This window comes from Streptomyces liliifuscus, assembly GCF_016598615.1.
Classification (GTDB): Bacteria; Actinomycetota; Actinomycetes; order Streptomycetales; family Streptomycetaceae; genus Streptomyces; species Streptomyces liliifuscus.
This window is the reverse complement of sequence record NZ_CP066831.1, coordinates 7,572,013-7,589,072: the sequence shown is the minus strand read 5'-3', so window position 1 is coordinate 7,589,072 and position 17,060 is coordinate 7,572,013. Positions and strand designations below refer to the sequence as shown.

General features: G+C 67.7%; 8 protein-coding genes. 6 read left to right on the top strand and 2 right to left on the bottom strand.

Going from position 1 to position 17,060, the window contains the following annotated elements; all coding sequences use genetic code 11:
• Nucleotides 1-320 precede the first annotated feature (320 nt).
• A complete protein-coding gene (locus JEQ17_RS32685) occupies nucleotides 321-860 on the bottom strand; it encodes an AMIN-like domain-containing (lipo)protein (RefSeq protein WP_456115142.1) in 540 nt (179 codons plus the stop codon).
• Nucleotides 861-1,225: 365 nt separating this feature from the next.
• Nucleotides 1,226-1,768 (bottom strand): DUF1998 domain-containing protein, encoded by a 543-nt coding sequence (locus JEQ17_RS50915; RefSeq protein ID WP_407700167.1) that lies wholly within the window; start codon nucleotides 1,766-1,768, stop codon nucleotides 1,226-1,228.
• Between the two features lie 830 nt (nucleotides 1,769-2,598).
• Here JEQ17_RS50915 and JEQ17_RS32675 point away from each other — a divergent pair.
• The 6 genes from JEQ17_RS32675 to drmC all read left to right on the top strand — a co-directional run bounded on the left by JEQ17_RS32675 (nucleotide 2,599) and on the right by drmC (nucleotide 17,016).
• Nucleotides 2,599-2,763: a hypothetical protein gene (locus tag JEQ17_RS32675; RefSeq protein ID WP_200398599.1), complete on the top strand. Its 165-nt coding sequence runs from the start codon at nucleotides 2,599-2,601 to the stop codon at nucleotides 2,761-2,763.
• 425 nt (nucleotides 2,764-3,188) lie between these two features.
• On the top strand, nucleotides 3,189-6,419 hold the full coding sequence (gene drmD / locus JEQ17_RS32670) for a DISARM system SNF2-like helicase DrmD (RefSeq protein ID WP_200398598.1): 3,231 nt from the start codon (nucleotides 3,189-3,191) through the stop codon (nucleotides 6,417-6,419).
• Nucleotides 6,416-10,465: an Eco57I restriction-modification methylase domain-containing protein gene (locus tag JEQ17_RS32665; protein ID WP_200398597.1), complete on the top strand. Its 4,050-nt coding sequence runs from the start codon at nucleotides 6,416-6,418 to the stop codon at nucleotides 10,463-10,465. Before drmD ends, JEQ17_RS32665 begins: the two co-directional genes overlap by 4 nt.
• A complete protein-coding gene (drmA, locus tag JEQ17_RS32660) occupies nucleotides 10,462-14,241 on the top strand; it encodes a DISARM system helicase DrmA (protein ID WP_200398596.1) in 3,780 nt (1,259 codons plus the stop codon). The genes JEQ17_RS32665 and drmA overlap by 4 nt, the downstream gene beginning before the upstream one ends.
• Nucleotides 14,238-16,268 carry a DUF1998 domain-containing protein gene (drmB, locus tag JEQ17_RS32655; protein ID WP_200398595.1) on the top strand — a complete coding sequence of 677 codons (2,031 nt, stop codon included), beginning with the start codon at nucleotides 14,238-14,240 and terminating at the stop codon, nucleotides 16,266-16,268. The genes drmA and drmB overlap by 4 nt, the downstream gene beginning before the upstream one ends.
• Nucleotides 16,261-17,016 carry a DISARM system phospholipase D-like protein DrmC gene (gene drmC, locus JEQ17_RS32650; RefSeq protein ID WP_200398594.1) on the top strand — a complete coding sequence of 252 codons (756 nt, stop codon included), beginning with the start codon at nucleotides 16,261-16,263 and terminating at the stop codon, nucleotides 17,014-17,016. The genes drmB and drmC overlap by 8 nt, the downstream gene beginning before the upstream one ends.
• The last annotated feature ends 44 nt before the right edge of the window (nucleotides 17,017-17,060 follow it).

Below are 17,060 nucleotides of genomic sequence, written 5' to 3'. Positions count from 1 at the left end.
CGTGATCCCATCGACCCGAACCAGCTCAGAGGCGCCATCCGTCCCTCCGCCCAGGGACTTTTCAGGGACTTTCAGCGCTGTCTGAGGGACTTCCGAGGGACTCTTCGTCGCCTAACCCGGCAAGCCTCCGAAAGACCAGAAAGAGCCTCCGGCGCAGATCAGAGGCCCTTCCCAAGGCAAAGCCGCTGATAGCGGCAGACGAGTCGGGCTGTACGCCGGGGACTGTCACCGCAGCGCTGTGACCTGCATAAACGTGCAGTGATTGCGCTTGTTTGGCTGCCTTGATGGCTACGTAAGACGCGCCCCGAGGCCGTACGGGGTCACCAGGTGTGAGCCACGTCCACTACGAGATGGTTGGCCGTCTGGGAGACGCGGAACGGCAGCCGGGCGCGGACGCCCAGTCCGGCCTGGGTGTATCCCTCGGAGCCACCCGTGACCTTGAACTCCCGGAAGGTCCGGTACCCGGTGACATTGACTGACGGAAGCGGCGGGTAGGGCTGACCGGTCGCCGGGTCGTAGCGCGGGGAGAACAGCGAGATCTCCAGAATGACTCCGCCCTTGATCGGAACCACGACGTCGCTCGGGTCTTGGTGCAGCACGTCGACGTAGCGGACCGTGTAACCAATCGAGTCGGCCGCCGTGCCCTCGGCGTCGAAGACCAGCCGGTCGAAGCACTCGTGCTGTCCGGTCCGCACGTCGGTCAATCGCCTGGAGGTAACGGAGTCACCGGTCTTGTCCAGGCTCCCCCACGTCACGGCACAGTCCACGGCTGTCGGCGCGGCCACCGCCGGAACGGTGCCAGTCAACAGGCCGCCACCCGCCAGCATTGTCGCGGCCAGTGCAATACCTATTCGTCGCACGACCACCCCCGGCAGCTCGCGGACGTGTGTATGCCTTTTCAGACCGACGGCCTTCCGCAAGGTTGTGCCGAGTGGGGCAGTCCATTGCGGCACAGAGGCCCTTCCAGCACCAACTGCCCCGTGAAACCAAAGGGTTTCCGCGCGCGCCGACGCCTGGCGCTGTTCTTCCTGCCACCTGGGCATCACGAGCAGTGCGCTCGCCATCGACCACAGCCTCCGGCAGCGCCGACCCGGTGCCTGCGGCCTGACCGCGCCCTCAGGGCAACGTCACCCGTGCCACACGACGTTGCAGATGTAGACGCACTCTTGCCGGGGAACGGCGAGGAACTGGATGAAGCCGCGTCCGCCGAAGATCGGGAAATTCCTCAGCCCGCCGGGTTTGTCCTCGGGTCTGCTCCCTGCCGCCTCGGCGTCACGGCCCAGTGCGGCGAGTTCGGTGGCGATGGTGCCCGACGGGTCCTGGGCGTGTCTGACGCTTGCCTGGGTGTCTTTACGGCGAGCCCAGGCGACGAGGCCTTCAAGGAATCGGGCTTCAAGTTCGCTCTCCGCCTGGCGTCCCAGGGGATGTCGTGGGTGACGGCGACGGGGGCAACCTGCCAGCCTTCGACCATGTCGCCGAAGACTTCACGCAGCAGTCCGAGAGCTGCGGCGCAGCTCACGTGCGCGTATTCAGTGCCCGCCACATGCCTCGGGAGGCAGCGGTGACAGGCCGCCTTGCGTTCCTCCTTGCAGGGGTAAGTGTCGATGCGGTGGCGTGCCGCGACGGGTACGTCCCGGCAGGTGTCCGGGTTGGCGAGGCGGTGCAGATAGCCGGTTCCGCAGGGAAGGGTGTCGTACACCACGAGGAAGCGGCGCCGGATCTCACCGCCGCCCGACTGGTCGGGCATGGAGGCGACGACGGCTTCCAGGTGATCGGGATTGCCGCCCTAGGTCTCGGAAACGCGGGCACCAGGGCCGGTAGTGGGATCGGTCGGGCCGGCGGGCGAGGGACCGGCTCAGGGCGTCCGGCGACTGGTCCGGGGCGGGCCGTCCCTTCGCCGTGGCCCCGCCGCACTGGGTGCACACGTAGAAGGGGTTGAGCCGGACGTCTTCACCCGCGAATGAGTCGGTGGCGGGGACATCGAAGCGAGCCTGGCCGAGGTTGAACGCCCGAACCACGGTGCGTCTGCTGAAGTCCCAGCCGAAGGTGGCCTGCTGGTGACGCCAGGCGCACTCGATGCCCTCGGTGGCGATGTCGACAGCCGTGACGACGGTGTAGTTGAGCCGCTCGCGGTAGTCCGAGTCGTCCCTGATTCAGGCGTCGTTTTGCCGGTCCCGGAGGTGACACCGGGTGGGCTCCAGGACCCGGTGCAGACACTCGCGGTCGCCGATTGCAGTGCTCTGGCAGCGCGGGCAGGGGCTCGTGTCGTCCTCGGCTCGGTGGGTACGGACGTAGCCGCAGCTGGGCACACCCGCGAGACCTGCCGCTTCGGGCCTTCGGCCCTACCGAAATCCAGGCAGCTCACCGAGTGGACCGACAAGGAAATCACCACAGTCACGGACCGCGTCGCCGACGGCACCGCCCACCCCATGGCCGTTAAGCGCATCCTGGCCGGCGAGGTCACCACGGCCCTCCACGGACTGGAGGCCGCCGACGCAGCACGCGCCGAGTTCACAGCCCGCTTTTCCAAGCGGACCTTCGGCGACACCCAGAACCTCCCGGTCGTCTCCGTCAAGGAGCACGGGGCGACCCCGCTGAGTGCCTGCTCGACCAGGTCCTGGGCTTCGCCGCGAGCAACTCGGCGGTCCGCCGCGGGAAGCCGCCGGGCAGCAGACGCTCGCGGCCGTACTGGCCGAGACCACCACCGAGCAGGACGAGCTCTACCTCAAGGTCGGGCGCAGGTTCACCAGTATCTCGCGCTGACATCACGGTGGTGGGTGGGACCTGTGCCAGTAACGCCCACCACCCGGATCACCACATGAACTGTGGATACATCACCCATGCCTTGTACGCGAACCGGTTCTGAACACCCTGCGCAAATCCGGCGGCACGCCCTGCTCATGATCGGCGCGAGTGCCGTAGACCAGCTCTTCACCCCGCCCTACGCCTCCCGGCAGTCCTGGGCCGCGGCACCCTGGCCCGTCACAGACGACCTGGCACCGGATGTGGGATACGGCCCGCGGTCCGGGATCCCTCCAGATCTCGCGGATCGACCCCAGGAAACCCGGGGTGATCAGGAATACTGGGCACGGGAACCCTCTGCGATCTTGCGTGAGCGCGCCGTAAAGGCGTGCCGTAAGGCCGGGTTCGGGCCGGTATGTGAAGTGCTGATGGAGGAGTCTGCTCGGATGGCGACCACTACGGAATCTCCGCAAGGAGCACAGCCGAGTACTGCCGCCACGGCGGGTCTGCCGCCGGTACCGGAGCCCGGCCAGGTGGTCAACGTGCGGGGCTCCACCTGGGCCGTCGCCGACGTCCGCCGCCAGGGTCTGCCCCGCAGCCCCGCTGACGAGGGCGTAGCCGGCCTCTCCCACGTGGTGAGCCTGCAGTCGCTGGAGGAGGACCGCCTCGGTCAGGAGCTCTCCGTGGTGTGGGAACTGGAGGTCGGACACACCGTCGCCCCCGACCAGGGGCTCCCGGAGTCTGTGCGTCCCGAAGCCTTCGACGACCCGAACACCCTGGCCGCCTTCGTCGACGCCGTCCGGTGGGGCGCCGTGACCTCCGCCGACGCCGACTCGTTCCAGGCTCCGTTCCGCAGTGGCGCGAACGTGGAGGCCTACCAGCTGGTGCCGCTGAGCCGCGCCTTGAAGTCATCGCGTACGAACCTGCTGCTCGCCGACGACGTCGGCCTGGGCAAGACCATCGAGGCCGGGCTGGTTGTACAGGAGCTACTGCTCCGCCACCGCGCCCGCTCGGTGATCATCGTCTGTCCGCCGAGTCTGTCGCTGAAGTGGCAGGACGAGATGCGGGAGAAGTTCGGCTTGGACTTCGTGATCGTCAACAGTGAGCTGATGGCGAAGGTACGGCGCAGTCACGGACTGAACGCGAACCCGTTCCGGCTGTTCCCCCGGGTGATCGTGAGCATGGCGTGGCTGCCTTCGCTGCGCGCCCAGCGCCTGCTGCGTGACGTCCTGGCCGACATGCGCGACTCCTCCACCGCCCGCCGTTACGCCTTCGACGTGCTGGTCGTCGATGAGGCGCATCACGTGGCTCCGGCCAGCCCGACCACGGCGCCGGGGCAGCGCGGCTACGCCGTGGACAGCAAGCGGACCATTGCGACGACGAAGCTCGCCGAGGCTTGTGAGCACCGCCTGTTCCTGAGCGCGACGCCGCACAACGGCTACTCCGAGTCCTTCACCGCCCTCCTGGAGATGATCGACGGGCGTCGCTTCACCCGTGGCGCGAGCATCGACGAGAAGGCTCTGCGCGAGGTCGGGGTGCGCCGTCTGAAAAGCGAGCTGCCCGAGAAGGGCTTCAAGGCCAGGAAGCTGGAGAGCCTGATCTTCGAGCCGACCGAGGAGGAGCAGCGGCAGTTCGAGCGGTTGGAGCTGCTCCTGGCCGAAAGCGCCCGGGCGAACGGCAAGGGCGCGGGCGCGGGCGGCGACATCGTCTCGATGCTGCTGAAGAAGCGTTTCCTGTCCAGCCCGTGGTCCTTCGCCCGCACCCTTGAGTTGTACGAGGGCGCCGAGGGCGGTGACCGCCAGCTCCAGATGGATGACGAGGACCAGTACTTCACCGAGGTCATGGGCAGCGGTCAGTCCGACGACGAGGAGGGCGAGGCCGAGCACCCCGAGTTCACCGCGCTGCGTCAGACCAAGGGCTCTGACCCGCTGGTCACCTCGACGCAGAGCGAGATTGACTCGCTGATCGAGTGGGGCCGCGGCTACGAACACAAGGCGGACTCCCGTCTGGAGGCTCTGCTGGCTTTCCTGAACGCCGTCTGCCGCCCGGACGGCACCCACTGGACGAACGAGCGAGTCGTGGTGTTCACCGAGTACGCGGCCACCCTCGACTGGATCGCCGGTGTGCTGCGTCAGCGCGGCTACAACGACGTCCTGGAGATCATCCAGGGCTCGACCCCAGCCGAGGAGCGGGAGAAGATCCGCGCCCGCTTCACCGAGAGCCCCGACCGGCACAAGGTCCGGGTCCTGCTCGCCACCGACTCCGCCGGTGAGGGCATCGACCTGCAAACGCACTGCCACCGCCTGGTGAACTTCGACATCCCCTTCAATCCCTCCCGCCTGGAACAGCGCATTGGCCGCATCGACCGGTACGGGCAGACCGAGGATCCGAAGATCTTCCACTTCAAGCCGGTCGACAGCTCTACCCGGTACGCCGCCGACATGCGATTCATGGGCATCATCGCCACCAAGGTCGGCACGGCCACCCAGGACCTGGGCAAGGTCAACCAGGTCATCGACGCCGAGATCCAAGAGCACTTCAGCCCCACCCGCTCCTCGCGCAAGGCACGCCCGTCCGCGCCGGACGCCGACAGCGAGGTCATCAACCGGGTCCTGGCCGGCGGCATGGAGCTCAACCGGCAGCTGACGAAGATGGCCGACACCTACGAGGACAGCAAGGTCGGCATGCACCTCACGCCCGCCAACGCGCGGCGGGTGGTGGACACCGCGCTGGCCCTGACCTCCCAGCCGCCGCTGATCGAGATCGGCGACGACCGTACCGAGGCCCAGGTCTTTGAGCTCCCCACGCTCGGCCGCACCTGGCAACCGGCCCTGCGCGGCTTGGACACCCGCCTGGAGCCCGGTGTTCTGCGCCCGGTCACCTTCGACGACAGGGCCGCGCAGAACCGTACCGATCTGGTCCACATCCACCTCGGCCACGCCCTGATGCAGCGCTCCACCCGCACCCTGCGCTCGGCGCTGTTCAGCGCCGAGTCGCCGGTGAACCGGGTCACCGCCGTCGTTACCCCCGATCTTCCGGAGTCCTGTGTCGCGGCGGTCTCCCGGCTCGTTCTGGTCGGCCGCGGCGGGCTGCGCCTGCACGAGGAGGTCTTCCTCACCGGCATCCGGCTGCAGGGCCGGGCCCTGGCCGAGGCCAAGGTCGAGCAGGTCCTGGACGAGACCCTGGACTCCGCCGAATTGCACCTGGCCGACGACACCGTACGGTCCCGCCTCGCCGACCAGTGGAACAGCTCCGACGCCCGGCTGCGCGACCGGCTGCTGAACGCCATGGACCGCAAGAGCGCCGCCCGGCAGGAGAAGGTCACCGAAGCCCTCATCCAGCGCCGGGATGCCGACATCACCCGCGCCCACGAGATCTTCGACGCGTTCCGGATCAACCTGCGAGAGTCCCGCGACCGCTTGGAGCAGGAGATCCGTACCGAGGAGGAGCTGCTGTTCACCGACGACCAGCAGAAGCAGCGTCGTCGCGACCTGCACCACATGAACGAACGCCTCGACAGCCTGGACGAGGAAGAGGCCCGCGAGGTCGCCATGATCCTCGAGCGCTACACCGACATCAGGCCATACGTGTCGGCTGCCGCGGTCGTGTTCGCCCTGACGCCCGAAGACGCCGCCTCCGGTGACGGCGCCGCGACGAACGGAACGGTGGAGGCATGAGCCGCCGCACGCACGCCCCGAGCACCGCTGAGCTGCACCGCGCCTGGCTGGAACTCGTCGACACCGACGGCCCGTTCCTCGCCGTACCCGCCCTGGAAAGGGTCTGGCCCCAGGGCATCCCCCAGCCCGAGGCCCGCGCGCTGGAAGCGGTCAAAGACGCCAAACCCGCCTTCGAGAAAGCCTGGGAGAACTGGGACGAGCACCCCGACGACCTGGCTGCCCTGGAGTTGTACCGCGAGGCCCGTGACATGTGGGTCGATCTCGTGCTGCGCCAGGGCCTGCGCTGGGGCGCCCACTACAGCGCACCCGCCCCGGCCGCCGCCGAGGTCCGCTCCCCCGACTACGCGGTCACCGTACGCGCCGACGGTGCGCTCGTACGGGGCGAGGAAACCGGCGCTCTGGTCCTGATCACCGACCCCGTCGCCTCCCTGCGCGACCCGCTCACCGACGGCTGGTCGGCCAGCCCTATCGACCGCATGGAAGAACTCCTGCGCGCCGCGAACGTCCCCATCGGCGTCGTCACCGACGGCCGCTGGTGGGCCGTCGTCAGCGCCCGCCCGCAGACCATGGCCGCTTCCGGGATCGTCGACGCCCAGACCTGGATCGAAGAACCCGCCACCCGTAACGCCTTCTTCGCCCTCCTCCAGCTGCGCCGCCTCATCGGCGGAAAGCCGACCGACCGCCTCACCGAGCTGTTCGGCGAGTCCGTCACCGCCGCAGAGAAGATCACCGAAGCACTCGGCACCCAGGTCCGCCGCGCCGTCGAACTCATCGTCCAGGCCCTGTCCGAAGGCGCCCTGGAAACCCGCCGTCGCGGCGAGCCCGACCCGCTGCCGGACAACCGCAGCGAAGTGTACGAAGCCGCCGTCACCGTCATGATGCGCGTCGTCTTCCTCCTCTTCGCAGAAGAACGCGGACTGCTCCCACAGAGCCGCCTGTTCTCCATGGGGTATGGCATCAGCGACGAACTCGACCTCCTGGACGGCCGGGAGAAGGAGGAGGGCGAACAGGCCCTCGATGCCACGTTCCTCACCTGGCACCGCCTCCTGGCCACCTCCCAGGCCCTCTACCAGGGCGCCTCCTTCGAGGACCTGCGCCTGCCCGAATACGGCGGCTCGCTCTTCGATCCCAAGCGATTCCCCTTCCTCACTGCCCGCGACACCCAGGACACCCTGGCCATCACGGTCAGCGACCGCGTCATGCTCGAAGTCCTGCGCGCTGTCCAGTTCGCGAAACTGCCCGGCGGGGACCGCCGGATCTCCTTCCGCGACATCGACGTCGAACAGATCGGCTACATCTACGAGGGCCTGCTCGGCTACTCCTGCGAGCCGGTCGACGAGGTCGTCCTGGGACTGACCGGCAGCGCAGGATCCGAGCCCGAGATCCCCCTGGCCATCCTGGAGGAACTCGCCGAGGCCAAAACCACCGAGACTGCCCTGGTGGAGGCGATCCTCGCCTGGGTCAAGCAGAACCAGCCAGCGGCGAAGCCGCCCACCAAGCCGACGCTGGTGAAGGCGTTGAAGGCGGGCGACACCCTGGACGACGCGGAGATCGCGCTCCGCGACGTCACCGAGGACGCCGAACTCCGCGAGCGGCTGCGGCCGTTCCTCGGCATCATCCGCCGCGACCTGCGCGGGCGTCCGCTCGTGGTCGAGCCAGGCGGCGTGCTACTGGTCGAGACGCCGTCGCGGGCTTCGGCCGGCGCACACTACACACCGCGCTCGCTCGCCGAGGAAGTCGTCAAGCACACGCTGGAACCCCTGGTCTACTCCCCCGGCCCACACCAAAGCGCCGACCAGGACACCTGGGTCCCGATCTACGCCGACCAGATCCTCGACCTCCGCATCGCCGACATCGCCTGCGGCTCCGGGGCCTTCCTCGTCGCCGCCGCCCGCTACCTCGCCGACCGCCTCGTCGAAGCCTGGCGCCGCGAGGAGACCACCGGCGGCATGAGCCCGCACGACCTCCACGTCCACGCCATAAGGAGCGTCGTCGCCAGCTGCCTGTACGGGGCGGACATCAACGGCATGGCCGTCGAGATGTGCAAACTCTCGCTGTGGCTGGTGTCGTTGGACCCGAAGCTGCCGTTCTCCTTCGTCGACGACAAGGTGCTGCACGGCAACGCGCTGCTCGGTCTGACCAGCGCCAGGCAGCTGCGCGAACTGCACATCGACCCGAATGCGGCCGGAGCACAGCTCAACATGTTCGGCCTGGACGTGGACGGCATCCTCGACCAGGCCGCCCGCCTGCGCCGCCAGCTCGCCACCGAGGTCGACGAAAGCGACCCCCAGCGCTCGGCCGCCACCAAGAGGCGGCAGTGGCGGCGCTACCAGGACATGACCAGGCAACTCGCGGACGTGGCGGATGCGGTCATCGCGACCGGGCTCCGGTGGGGCGGGAAGCCAGGGAAGCAGTTGCGCACGGCATACGAAGATCTGCGAGTCGCCGTCGAGTTGGCCTATCCGGCCGGGCGCACGGAGGCGGACCGGGACACGAAAATGCTCGATGGCATCAAGAAGGCCGGGCTCACGCCGACGGTCGCGACTGACTATGAGCGGTGGAAGCCACTGCACTGGATCCTGGCCGTACCGGACGTCATGGAGCGAGGCGGGTTCGATGCGGTGGTAGGAAACCCACCGTTCCTGGGCGGCTCCAAAATTACTGGCTCACTGGGGACGAATATTCGCGACTGGTTTGTCCATGTGCTCGCATCTGGACAGACGGGGAGCGCAGACCTTGTGGCCTACTTCTTCCTGCGCGCCTTCGAGTTGATCACCCAACGTGGAGGCCTGGGATTGATTGCAACGAACACAGTTGCCCAAGGGCCCACCAGGAAAGTTGGACTCGACCGGATGGAGGACTTCGGGTTCACCATCAGCCGAGCAATCCAGAGTCGCGATTGGCCAGCATCCAGCGCCAACCTTCAGTATTCGGCAATCTGGGGTAGCCGCGGATTCGTATCCCCTGATGTGCCACGATTTTCTGAGGATGTCGAGGTGCGCCAAATTTCAACACTATTGGAACCCGTGGGTCGCACCGACAGCAAACCACTTCCACTGGCCGAAAACTTCGACATCGCATTCAAAGGCTGCTTCGTACTGGGAATGGGATTCGTACTTACCCCTGACGAGGCGACATCATGGATCGACACCGAATCGAAGAATAGAGAGGTACTCTTCCCATATCCTCACGGAAAGAATGACATTAACGGCAATCCATCACTAGTGGCGAGCCGCTGGGTAATCGACTTCAACGACCGGCCCGAGAGCGCGGCCCAGTCATACCGCCTTCCTTACGAGAGAATCCTAGAGACAGCTAAAGAGGAACGACTCAAGAATAATCGCAAAGTGTACCGGGATTACTGGTGGCAGTTTGCCGAAAAACGCCCAGCCATGCGAGAGGCAATCAAAGACCTGGATCAAGTAATGGTCCTTTCACAAACGAGTGCGACGCAAATCCCTCTACTCGTTGATGCAAGTCAGGTATTCGACCAGAAGCTGGTCGTATTCGCCTCCGACTCTCTCGCCCTACTTGGCACTTTGAGCTCGTCCCTTCACAGAATTTGGGCGACATGCTGGGGCGCAACACGCACCGGAGATCCGGTATACACTGCTTCAAGCGTTTTTCTCACTTTCCCCCGCCCCCGTGGTGATGCTGACGAGATTCAAGAATCAGCCCAGTCCTTGAATTCAGAGCGCCGCGAGATCATGCTCCGCCGCAGCCTTGGCCTCACCAAGCTCTACAACCTGGTCAACGACCCCACTATCACCAACTCCGCCGACCCCGACGTAGCCCGCCTCCGCGAGATCCATGTCGAGCTCGACCGCGCCGTGATGGCTGCCTACGGCTGGACCGGCATCCCCTTGGACCACGGTTTCCACACCTACCGCCAGATGGAGCGCTGGACAGTGAGTCCTGCCGCCCGGGTCGAGATCCTCGACCGGCTCCTCGAGGAGAACCAGCGTCGTGCCGCCGCGCAGGGCGTTGTCAGTCCCTCCGGCCACAATGACGGCGACGAGGACGATCAGGAAGACGACGAGCGATGAGCACTCCCCCGCGCGGCGGGCAGCCGAACCGTGCCGCATCGGCCCGCCCTCCGGCCCCCGCCTTCCGTCTCGAGTACGAGCCCGACGGCCGTTCCTGGACGGCTCGCGAGAACCTGGTCGACATCCTGGAGCGTGAGCTCCTCGGCCCGGCGAACGGTCTCGACGAGATCCTCGATGGTGTCCCGGACTCGGCTTACCTGGTCGGCCGGATCGCCCCGGTCCGTCTCACCGGCGGTCCGAGCGTGCAGGACGATCCGGGCGAGGCCGGTTCCGAGGAGGCCGCGACCGACGTTGGTGACGCGGTGGACGCCTTCGGCGGACGGGGTGTGCCGGTCACCGCTGTCGATGAGAGCAGTGCGGGGTCGGAGGAGGACGAGGTCGAGGACCAGCCGCAGAAGCGCGGTCTGATGATCCCGGCGTCGATGGGCCTTCGCTGCCAGATCACGGACGACCTGGACGAGTTCACGGTGGTCGCCTCCTGGGGGACGTACGAGCCGGTGAAGGAGAAGCGCGGCGAGGGAAGCGCCGAGGGCACCGGCGCGGACGACGGCACCACGCCCCCCGCTCTCCGTCGTTTCCAGCGCACGCCGAACTCCATCGCAAAGACGATCTCCGTGGCTGATCTGAAGCCGTCCCGGACGACCGAGATCCCGCTGAAGGACAAGGTCGTCCTCCGTGTTGACCGCTACGACGACACGGAGCGCGGGTGCCGTCTGATCGAGGTTGCGCTCTGCAACGACCGGGAAACGCCCCGGAAGATCCCGGTCGAGGCGTGGCTGTACCAGACCGAACTGGAGGTCACCGCAGGCGGCGCGGAGGTGTTCCTCCCGGTGAATGACGTACTGGTCGACACCCGCCAGGAGTGGGACGACGAGCTGCGCCGCCTGAAGCTGCAGTACCGCAACCGGCTGGAGTTCGCCGTCGGCCGCACCTGCTCGGTGGACTGGGACGCGGACGACGGCGCGCGCCGCGCCCGAAGCGTACGGACGACATGGCTGCCGGTCAGCGAGACGCCGCAGACCCGGGCCGAGGAGATCGGCTCGGCCCTGCTGGACATGCGCAAGCTGCAGGAAGCCTCAACCGACGAGCTGGAGGCCGGTCTTGAACCGATCGTCGCCGGGTACGGGGCCTGGCTGGACGGCGAGGAGCGGCGGGCGGAGGCCCTGCCCGCGCATCTGCGGTCCGAAGGGCTCGACGCGGTAGCCGAGGCGCGCCGCGTCCACCGGCAGCTGTCCGACGGCCTCGCGTTCCTGCTCTCCGATGCGGAAGCCTTGCGCTGTTTCCGGTTCATGAACCGGGTGATGGCCGATCAGCGTGTGCAGTCGCAGGTCGCCGAGCGGCGGGCGGCCCGGCCGGAGGAGAGCATCGAGGAAGCACGAGAGGCGATCCTCGAGGAGAAGGGCGCACTCGCGCATTCCTGGCGTACCTTCCAGCTGGCCTTCGTGCTGATGCAACTGCCCTTGCTGTCCGACCCGTCGGCCGAGAAGCGATCGGGGGATCTGGCCAAGGCGCAGTTGCTGTTCTTCCCAACCGGTGGTGGCAAGACCGAGGCGTATCTGGGTCTGGCGGCGTATGCGTTCGCAGTGCGGCGGCGTCAGGGTGTGGTGGAGTCCGACGGCGGGCCGCTAGACGGGATGTCCGGCGTGGCCGTGCTGATGCGCTACACACTGCGACTGCTGACCGCCCAGCAATTCCAGCGCGCCACCGCGCTGGTCTGCGCGGCCGAGGTCGCACGCCGCGAAGACCCAGTGACCTGGGGCCAGGAGCCGTTCCGGATCGGCCTGTGGGTCGGCACGGATGTGAGCCCCAAGCGGTACGACGAGGCGGCCAAACAGATCGCGGACGCGAACAAGGGGTTCAGTTACCGGCTGACCGTGCTGCAGATCCAGCGCTGCCCCTGGTGCGGGACCCGGATCCAGGCCGGGGACGTGCGCACCGAGCCCACTCTGCGGCGGGTGTACGTGTACTGCGGTGACGAGCTGGCCGAGTGTCCCTTCGCCGAGGGCGGCGAGGTCGCGGACGGTCTGCCGGTGCTCACGGTGGACGAGGAGATCTACCGGCTCGCGCCCTCGTTCGTGATCGCGACTGTGGACAAGTTCGCGCGCCTGGCCCGTGAGGGTGAGGCCGCCTCCCTCTTCGGATATGTCTCGCGTCGCTGTGAGCGGCACGGTTTCGTCCACCCCGACTATCAGCACTGCGACATCAAGGACGGCAACAAGCACCCGAAGACGAAGGACGGCTGGCCCGCCGCCCCGGTGAACCCCGCGACCCGGCTGCGTCCCCCGGACCTGGTGATCCAGGACGAACTGCACCTGATCAGTGGTGCGCTGGGGACGACGGTGGGCCTGTTCGAGGTGGCTGTCGATGTGATGACCGACTGGCGTACCGCCGAAGGCCGTCCGGTGCGTCCGCTCCTGGTCGCCTCCACCGCCACCGCCCGTAACGCGGCCGACCAGGTGCGTGCGCTGTACGGGCGGGATGTCACCATCTTCCCGCCGCAGGTCCTGGACGCCGGGAACACCTTCTTCTCCAAGGAGATGGAGATCTCCGAGAAGTCCCCCGGCCGGCGCTATATCGGCCTGAGTACGACCGGGGTGCGTCTGACGACCGCGGAGATCCGGATCGCCGAGGTGCTCCTGGCGGCCGGGCAGCTCCTCATGGACCGTTCGGGCAGCGCAGCCGACCCGTACATGGGTCTGGTCGGCTACTTCAGCGCCACCCGTGAACTGGCCGGTATGGCTCGCTATATGAGCGACGACATCCAGACCGCGCTCGCCAAGGGCCGCCCCTGGTCCCGGCTGCCGCGTCGCTTCGGTGCGAATTTCGGTTCGCTGCATGTGGCCGAGCTGACCTCCCGGGTGGCCAGTGCGGACATCACCGCCACCCTGGACCAGATGGGTGTGGCCTTCGATCCGGCCTTCGACTCCACCGCGGGCAAGGCGAACCGCCGGGCACTGCGGCAGGCGAAGAAGCAGGGTCCTGAACGGGAGGTCAATCCGTACGACGTGGTGCTCGCGACCTCGATGCTGCAGGTCGGTGTCGACGTGCCCCGCCTGGGGCTGATGCTGGTGGTCGGTCAGCCGAAGAACACCGCCGAGTACATCCAGGCCTCGTCCCGTGTCGGCCGTGTCGAGGACAAGCCGGGCCTGGTGGTCGCGCTCGGGAACTGGGCACGTCCGCGCGACCTGGCGCACTTCGAGCAGTTCAAGCACTACCACGAGACGTTCTACTCGCAGGTCGAAGCGCTGTCGGTGACCCCGTTCTCGGTGACCTCCCTGGAGCGCGGTCTGGATGGTGTCCTGGTCAGCGCGGCACGGGTGCTACAGGCTGCGAAGCCGCACGTACGGGAGGGACTGTCGCCGGAGGAGGGCGCGGGCCGGATCGAGGCCGAGCAGCACTTCGCCGGTGAGCTCCTCGACGCGCTGGTGCGCCGGATCGCGCGGGCCGGGAACGAGGACGCTGCCGAGCGGGCCCGGCTGCGCCTTGAGAACCGTCTCGACCAGTGGGGCAATCGCCGCAAGTCCCTGGGTGAACTGCGCAAGTCCCTCGTCTACGAGCGGGTGTTGGACGAAAGCCGTCACGACGCGCTGATGATGAGCGCGGAGAACGCCAAGGCGGGCATCGACACGCGCGACGCCGCGCCGTTCGTCGTAGCGAACTCTATGCGTGAAGTGCAGCCGGAAATCAATCTGTTGGTGAGCCCGATCAAGGAGCGTCTGGTGTACCGCGCGCCCGACCATGCCCCGCAGTGGCGGATGCCGGAGGACCAGTCGTGAGTGACGAGAACCGCTTCATCTACGACGCATCCCGTGGCGTCGACCCGCTCGCCGATCTGGAGGAGGAGCAGGAGAAGGCCGCCAAGCACAACCGGGCGAAGGTCGGCTCGGCGCGCCCCAGTTCCCTGCTTTACACCTACGGGCCCGGCGCCATCATGGACCTTCCGCAGTTCACGATCATGCCGACCGGTCTGGACGACTGGGACCGCATCTGGCGCCGCCGCGACTCCGCACCCCCGCAGATCCATGCCCCGCGTCTGCGCGAGGTGGTGCGGATGATGCTGCGTTCACCGGATGTCCAGCTGCGGCCCCACCCCTGGCAGCCGAAGAAGCACATGCGCTCCGCCGAGGGCAATGACCTCGGAGTCCCCTCCCGGGTCTTCCCGCAGTGGCTGCGCTGCACCGGCTGCGACATGCTCGGGCTGCTCGCCCAGTTCGACTACAAGAACACCCATCCCTTCCGCACCGACCTCGCCGTCTTCGAGCACGCCAAGTGCACCGGCCGCGCCGGTGACGGTGCCCGGAAGGCGATGCGCCGCACCGCTATCCCGGCCCGCTACCTCCTGGCCTGTGCCGACGGTCACCTCGACGAGTTCCCCTACGACCTGTGGGTGCACCATGGCCGACCCTGCGAAGTGGCTGAGCTGCCCGCGCTGAAGATGGAGGACCGCACGGCGGGCAAGGGTGCCTCGGCCGTCATCAAGTGCGCCTCCTGCAACCAGCGGCGTCCCATGGGCGAGGCCCAGGGCGAGGCTGGGCAGCGCAAACTCCCGCTCTGCCGGGGCCGCCACCCGCACCTGGACGCCTTCGAGCCCAAGGGCTGCAACAGGGACACCAAGCTGATGCTGGTCGGCGCCTCCAATCTGTGGTTCGCCGCCACCCAGGCGATCATCGTCATGCCCGAGTCGAAGGAGGAGAAGGCCAGCGACCTCGCCGACCGGGTCCGTACCGCACTGGGCGAGAAGCTCGGCAAGTGGCGCCACAACCTCGACATGATCCGCGACCTCCTCGACGACAGGGTCGACGTGACCGGCCTGACCGACCACGACCTGGAAGAGGTCCTCGCCACCGCCTCCGCTCCGGTCGCCACCCCCGAGGAGCAGGAAGAACAACTCCGCGACTGGGACCCGGTCGACCTCCTGGTCCCCGAGTGGCGCTACCTGCTCCGCGACATCCTCTCCACCCGCGTCGAGGACCCAAAGAGCGGCCTGACACTCGCCGCCCGGGAACGCGGCCCACAACTACGCCCCGAGGTCGGCCGCGTCCTCGCCGTCGAACGCCTCCGCAAGGTCAACGCCCTGGTTGGCTTCACCCGCATCGACGACATGGACCGCGTCGGTGACCTCCCGCGCCGCCTCGCCCCCCTCACCCGCGCCCCGCGCCCGGCCTGGACCGTGGCCACCGAGGACCGCGGCGAGGGCGTCTTCCTCCAACTCGACGAAACCGCCGTCGCCGCCTGGGAGAAGCGCATCCTCGACACTGACCTCTGGGAACTCCACCGCGCCTCCCACGAACGCAACTTCAACCGCCGCTTCTCCGAGACCGCCGCCCATGTCCACCCCGACACCCGCCTGCGCCCCCCGCGCTACTGGCTGGTCCACACCTTCGCCCACATCCTCATCCGCGAAGCTGCCCTGACCTGCGGCTACTCGGCGGCCAGCCTCAGCGAACGCCTCTACGCCTGGCCGGCCGCCGAAGGCCGCGACCCCGCCGCCGGCCTTCTCATCTGCACCACTGCCTCCGACAGCGACGGCACCCTCGGCGGCCTGGTCCAGCTCAGCGAACCCGACCGCCTCCAACGCCTCGTCGCCAGCGCCCTCCACAAGGCCGAGCGCTGCTCCTCCGACCCCGTCTGCGCCATGCGCACCCCCCAGGACCCCGAGGACTTCCTCCACGGCGCCGCCTGCCACTGCTGCGTCATGGCCTCGGAAACCTCCTGCGAACGCGCCAACCGCTTCCTCGACCGCCGCTTCCTCCTCGACCTCCCCGGCGGCAGCGGCCTCGGCTTCTTCCCCACTCATGGATGAAGCCACCGCAGCCAGACGCCTCGGTCAACTCCTCACCGGCACCGAGGCCAAGGACATAGCCGACCGACTCGCCGACGGCGACACCCTGACCACCGCCCTCAAAGTGATCGCCGTCGGCCACCGTGCCGAATGCCGCGGCCTGCTGGAGCTTCTCGGCACCGACGCCGCCACCCGCACCGCCGCCGAGACCCGGCGCATCCTGGCCCTGCGCGCGATCGAGGGCGCCCGGGCCTTGCCCACCGCCCTCACTCCGCTGTGGACCATGCCCGGCCATCTCGCCCAGAGCGGCCCCCTGACCTCTTCCGTACCTCAACTCGTGGACAGCGCCCGCCGCAGTATCACCTGCTCCACCTTCAACTTCCAGCGCACCTCCGGGCTCTGGACGTCACTGCGGAGGACCGCGCAACGCGGAGATCTCGCCGTACGCGTCTACCTGGACGCCAAGGCGGCCGACGGCAACGGCCAGCGGGCATGGGGTCCGTCGAGTACCGATGTCGCCGAGCAGTTGAGCCCGGCCGAAATCTGGCGGACCAAGACCTTCGACGGAAAGTACGTCCGAAACCACGCCAAGTTCCTCATCATCGACCACCACCTGCTGCTGGTAACCAGCGCCAACTTCTCCTGGAGCGCAGAGAACGCCAACGTCGAATTCGGCGTCCTCGTAGACAATCCGAACCTCGCCGAAGCAGTGGAGCGCGAACTCTTCGAGACCCAGGAGACGCTGTACGAGCGCGTCGTAGCGACGTAGCGAATCAGCCCAGCTACTTCCTCGTGCCAGCCGTCGCGGCGGCC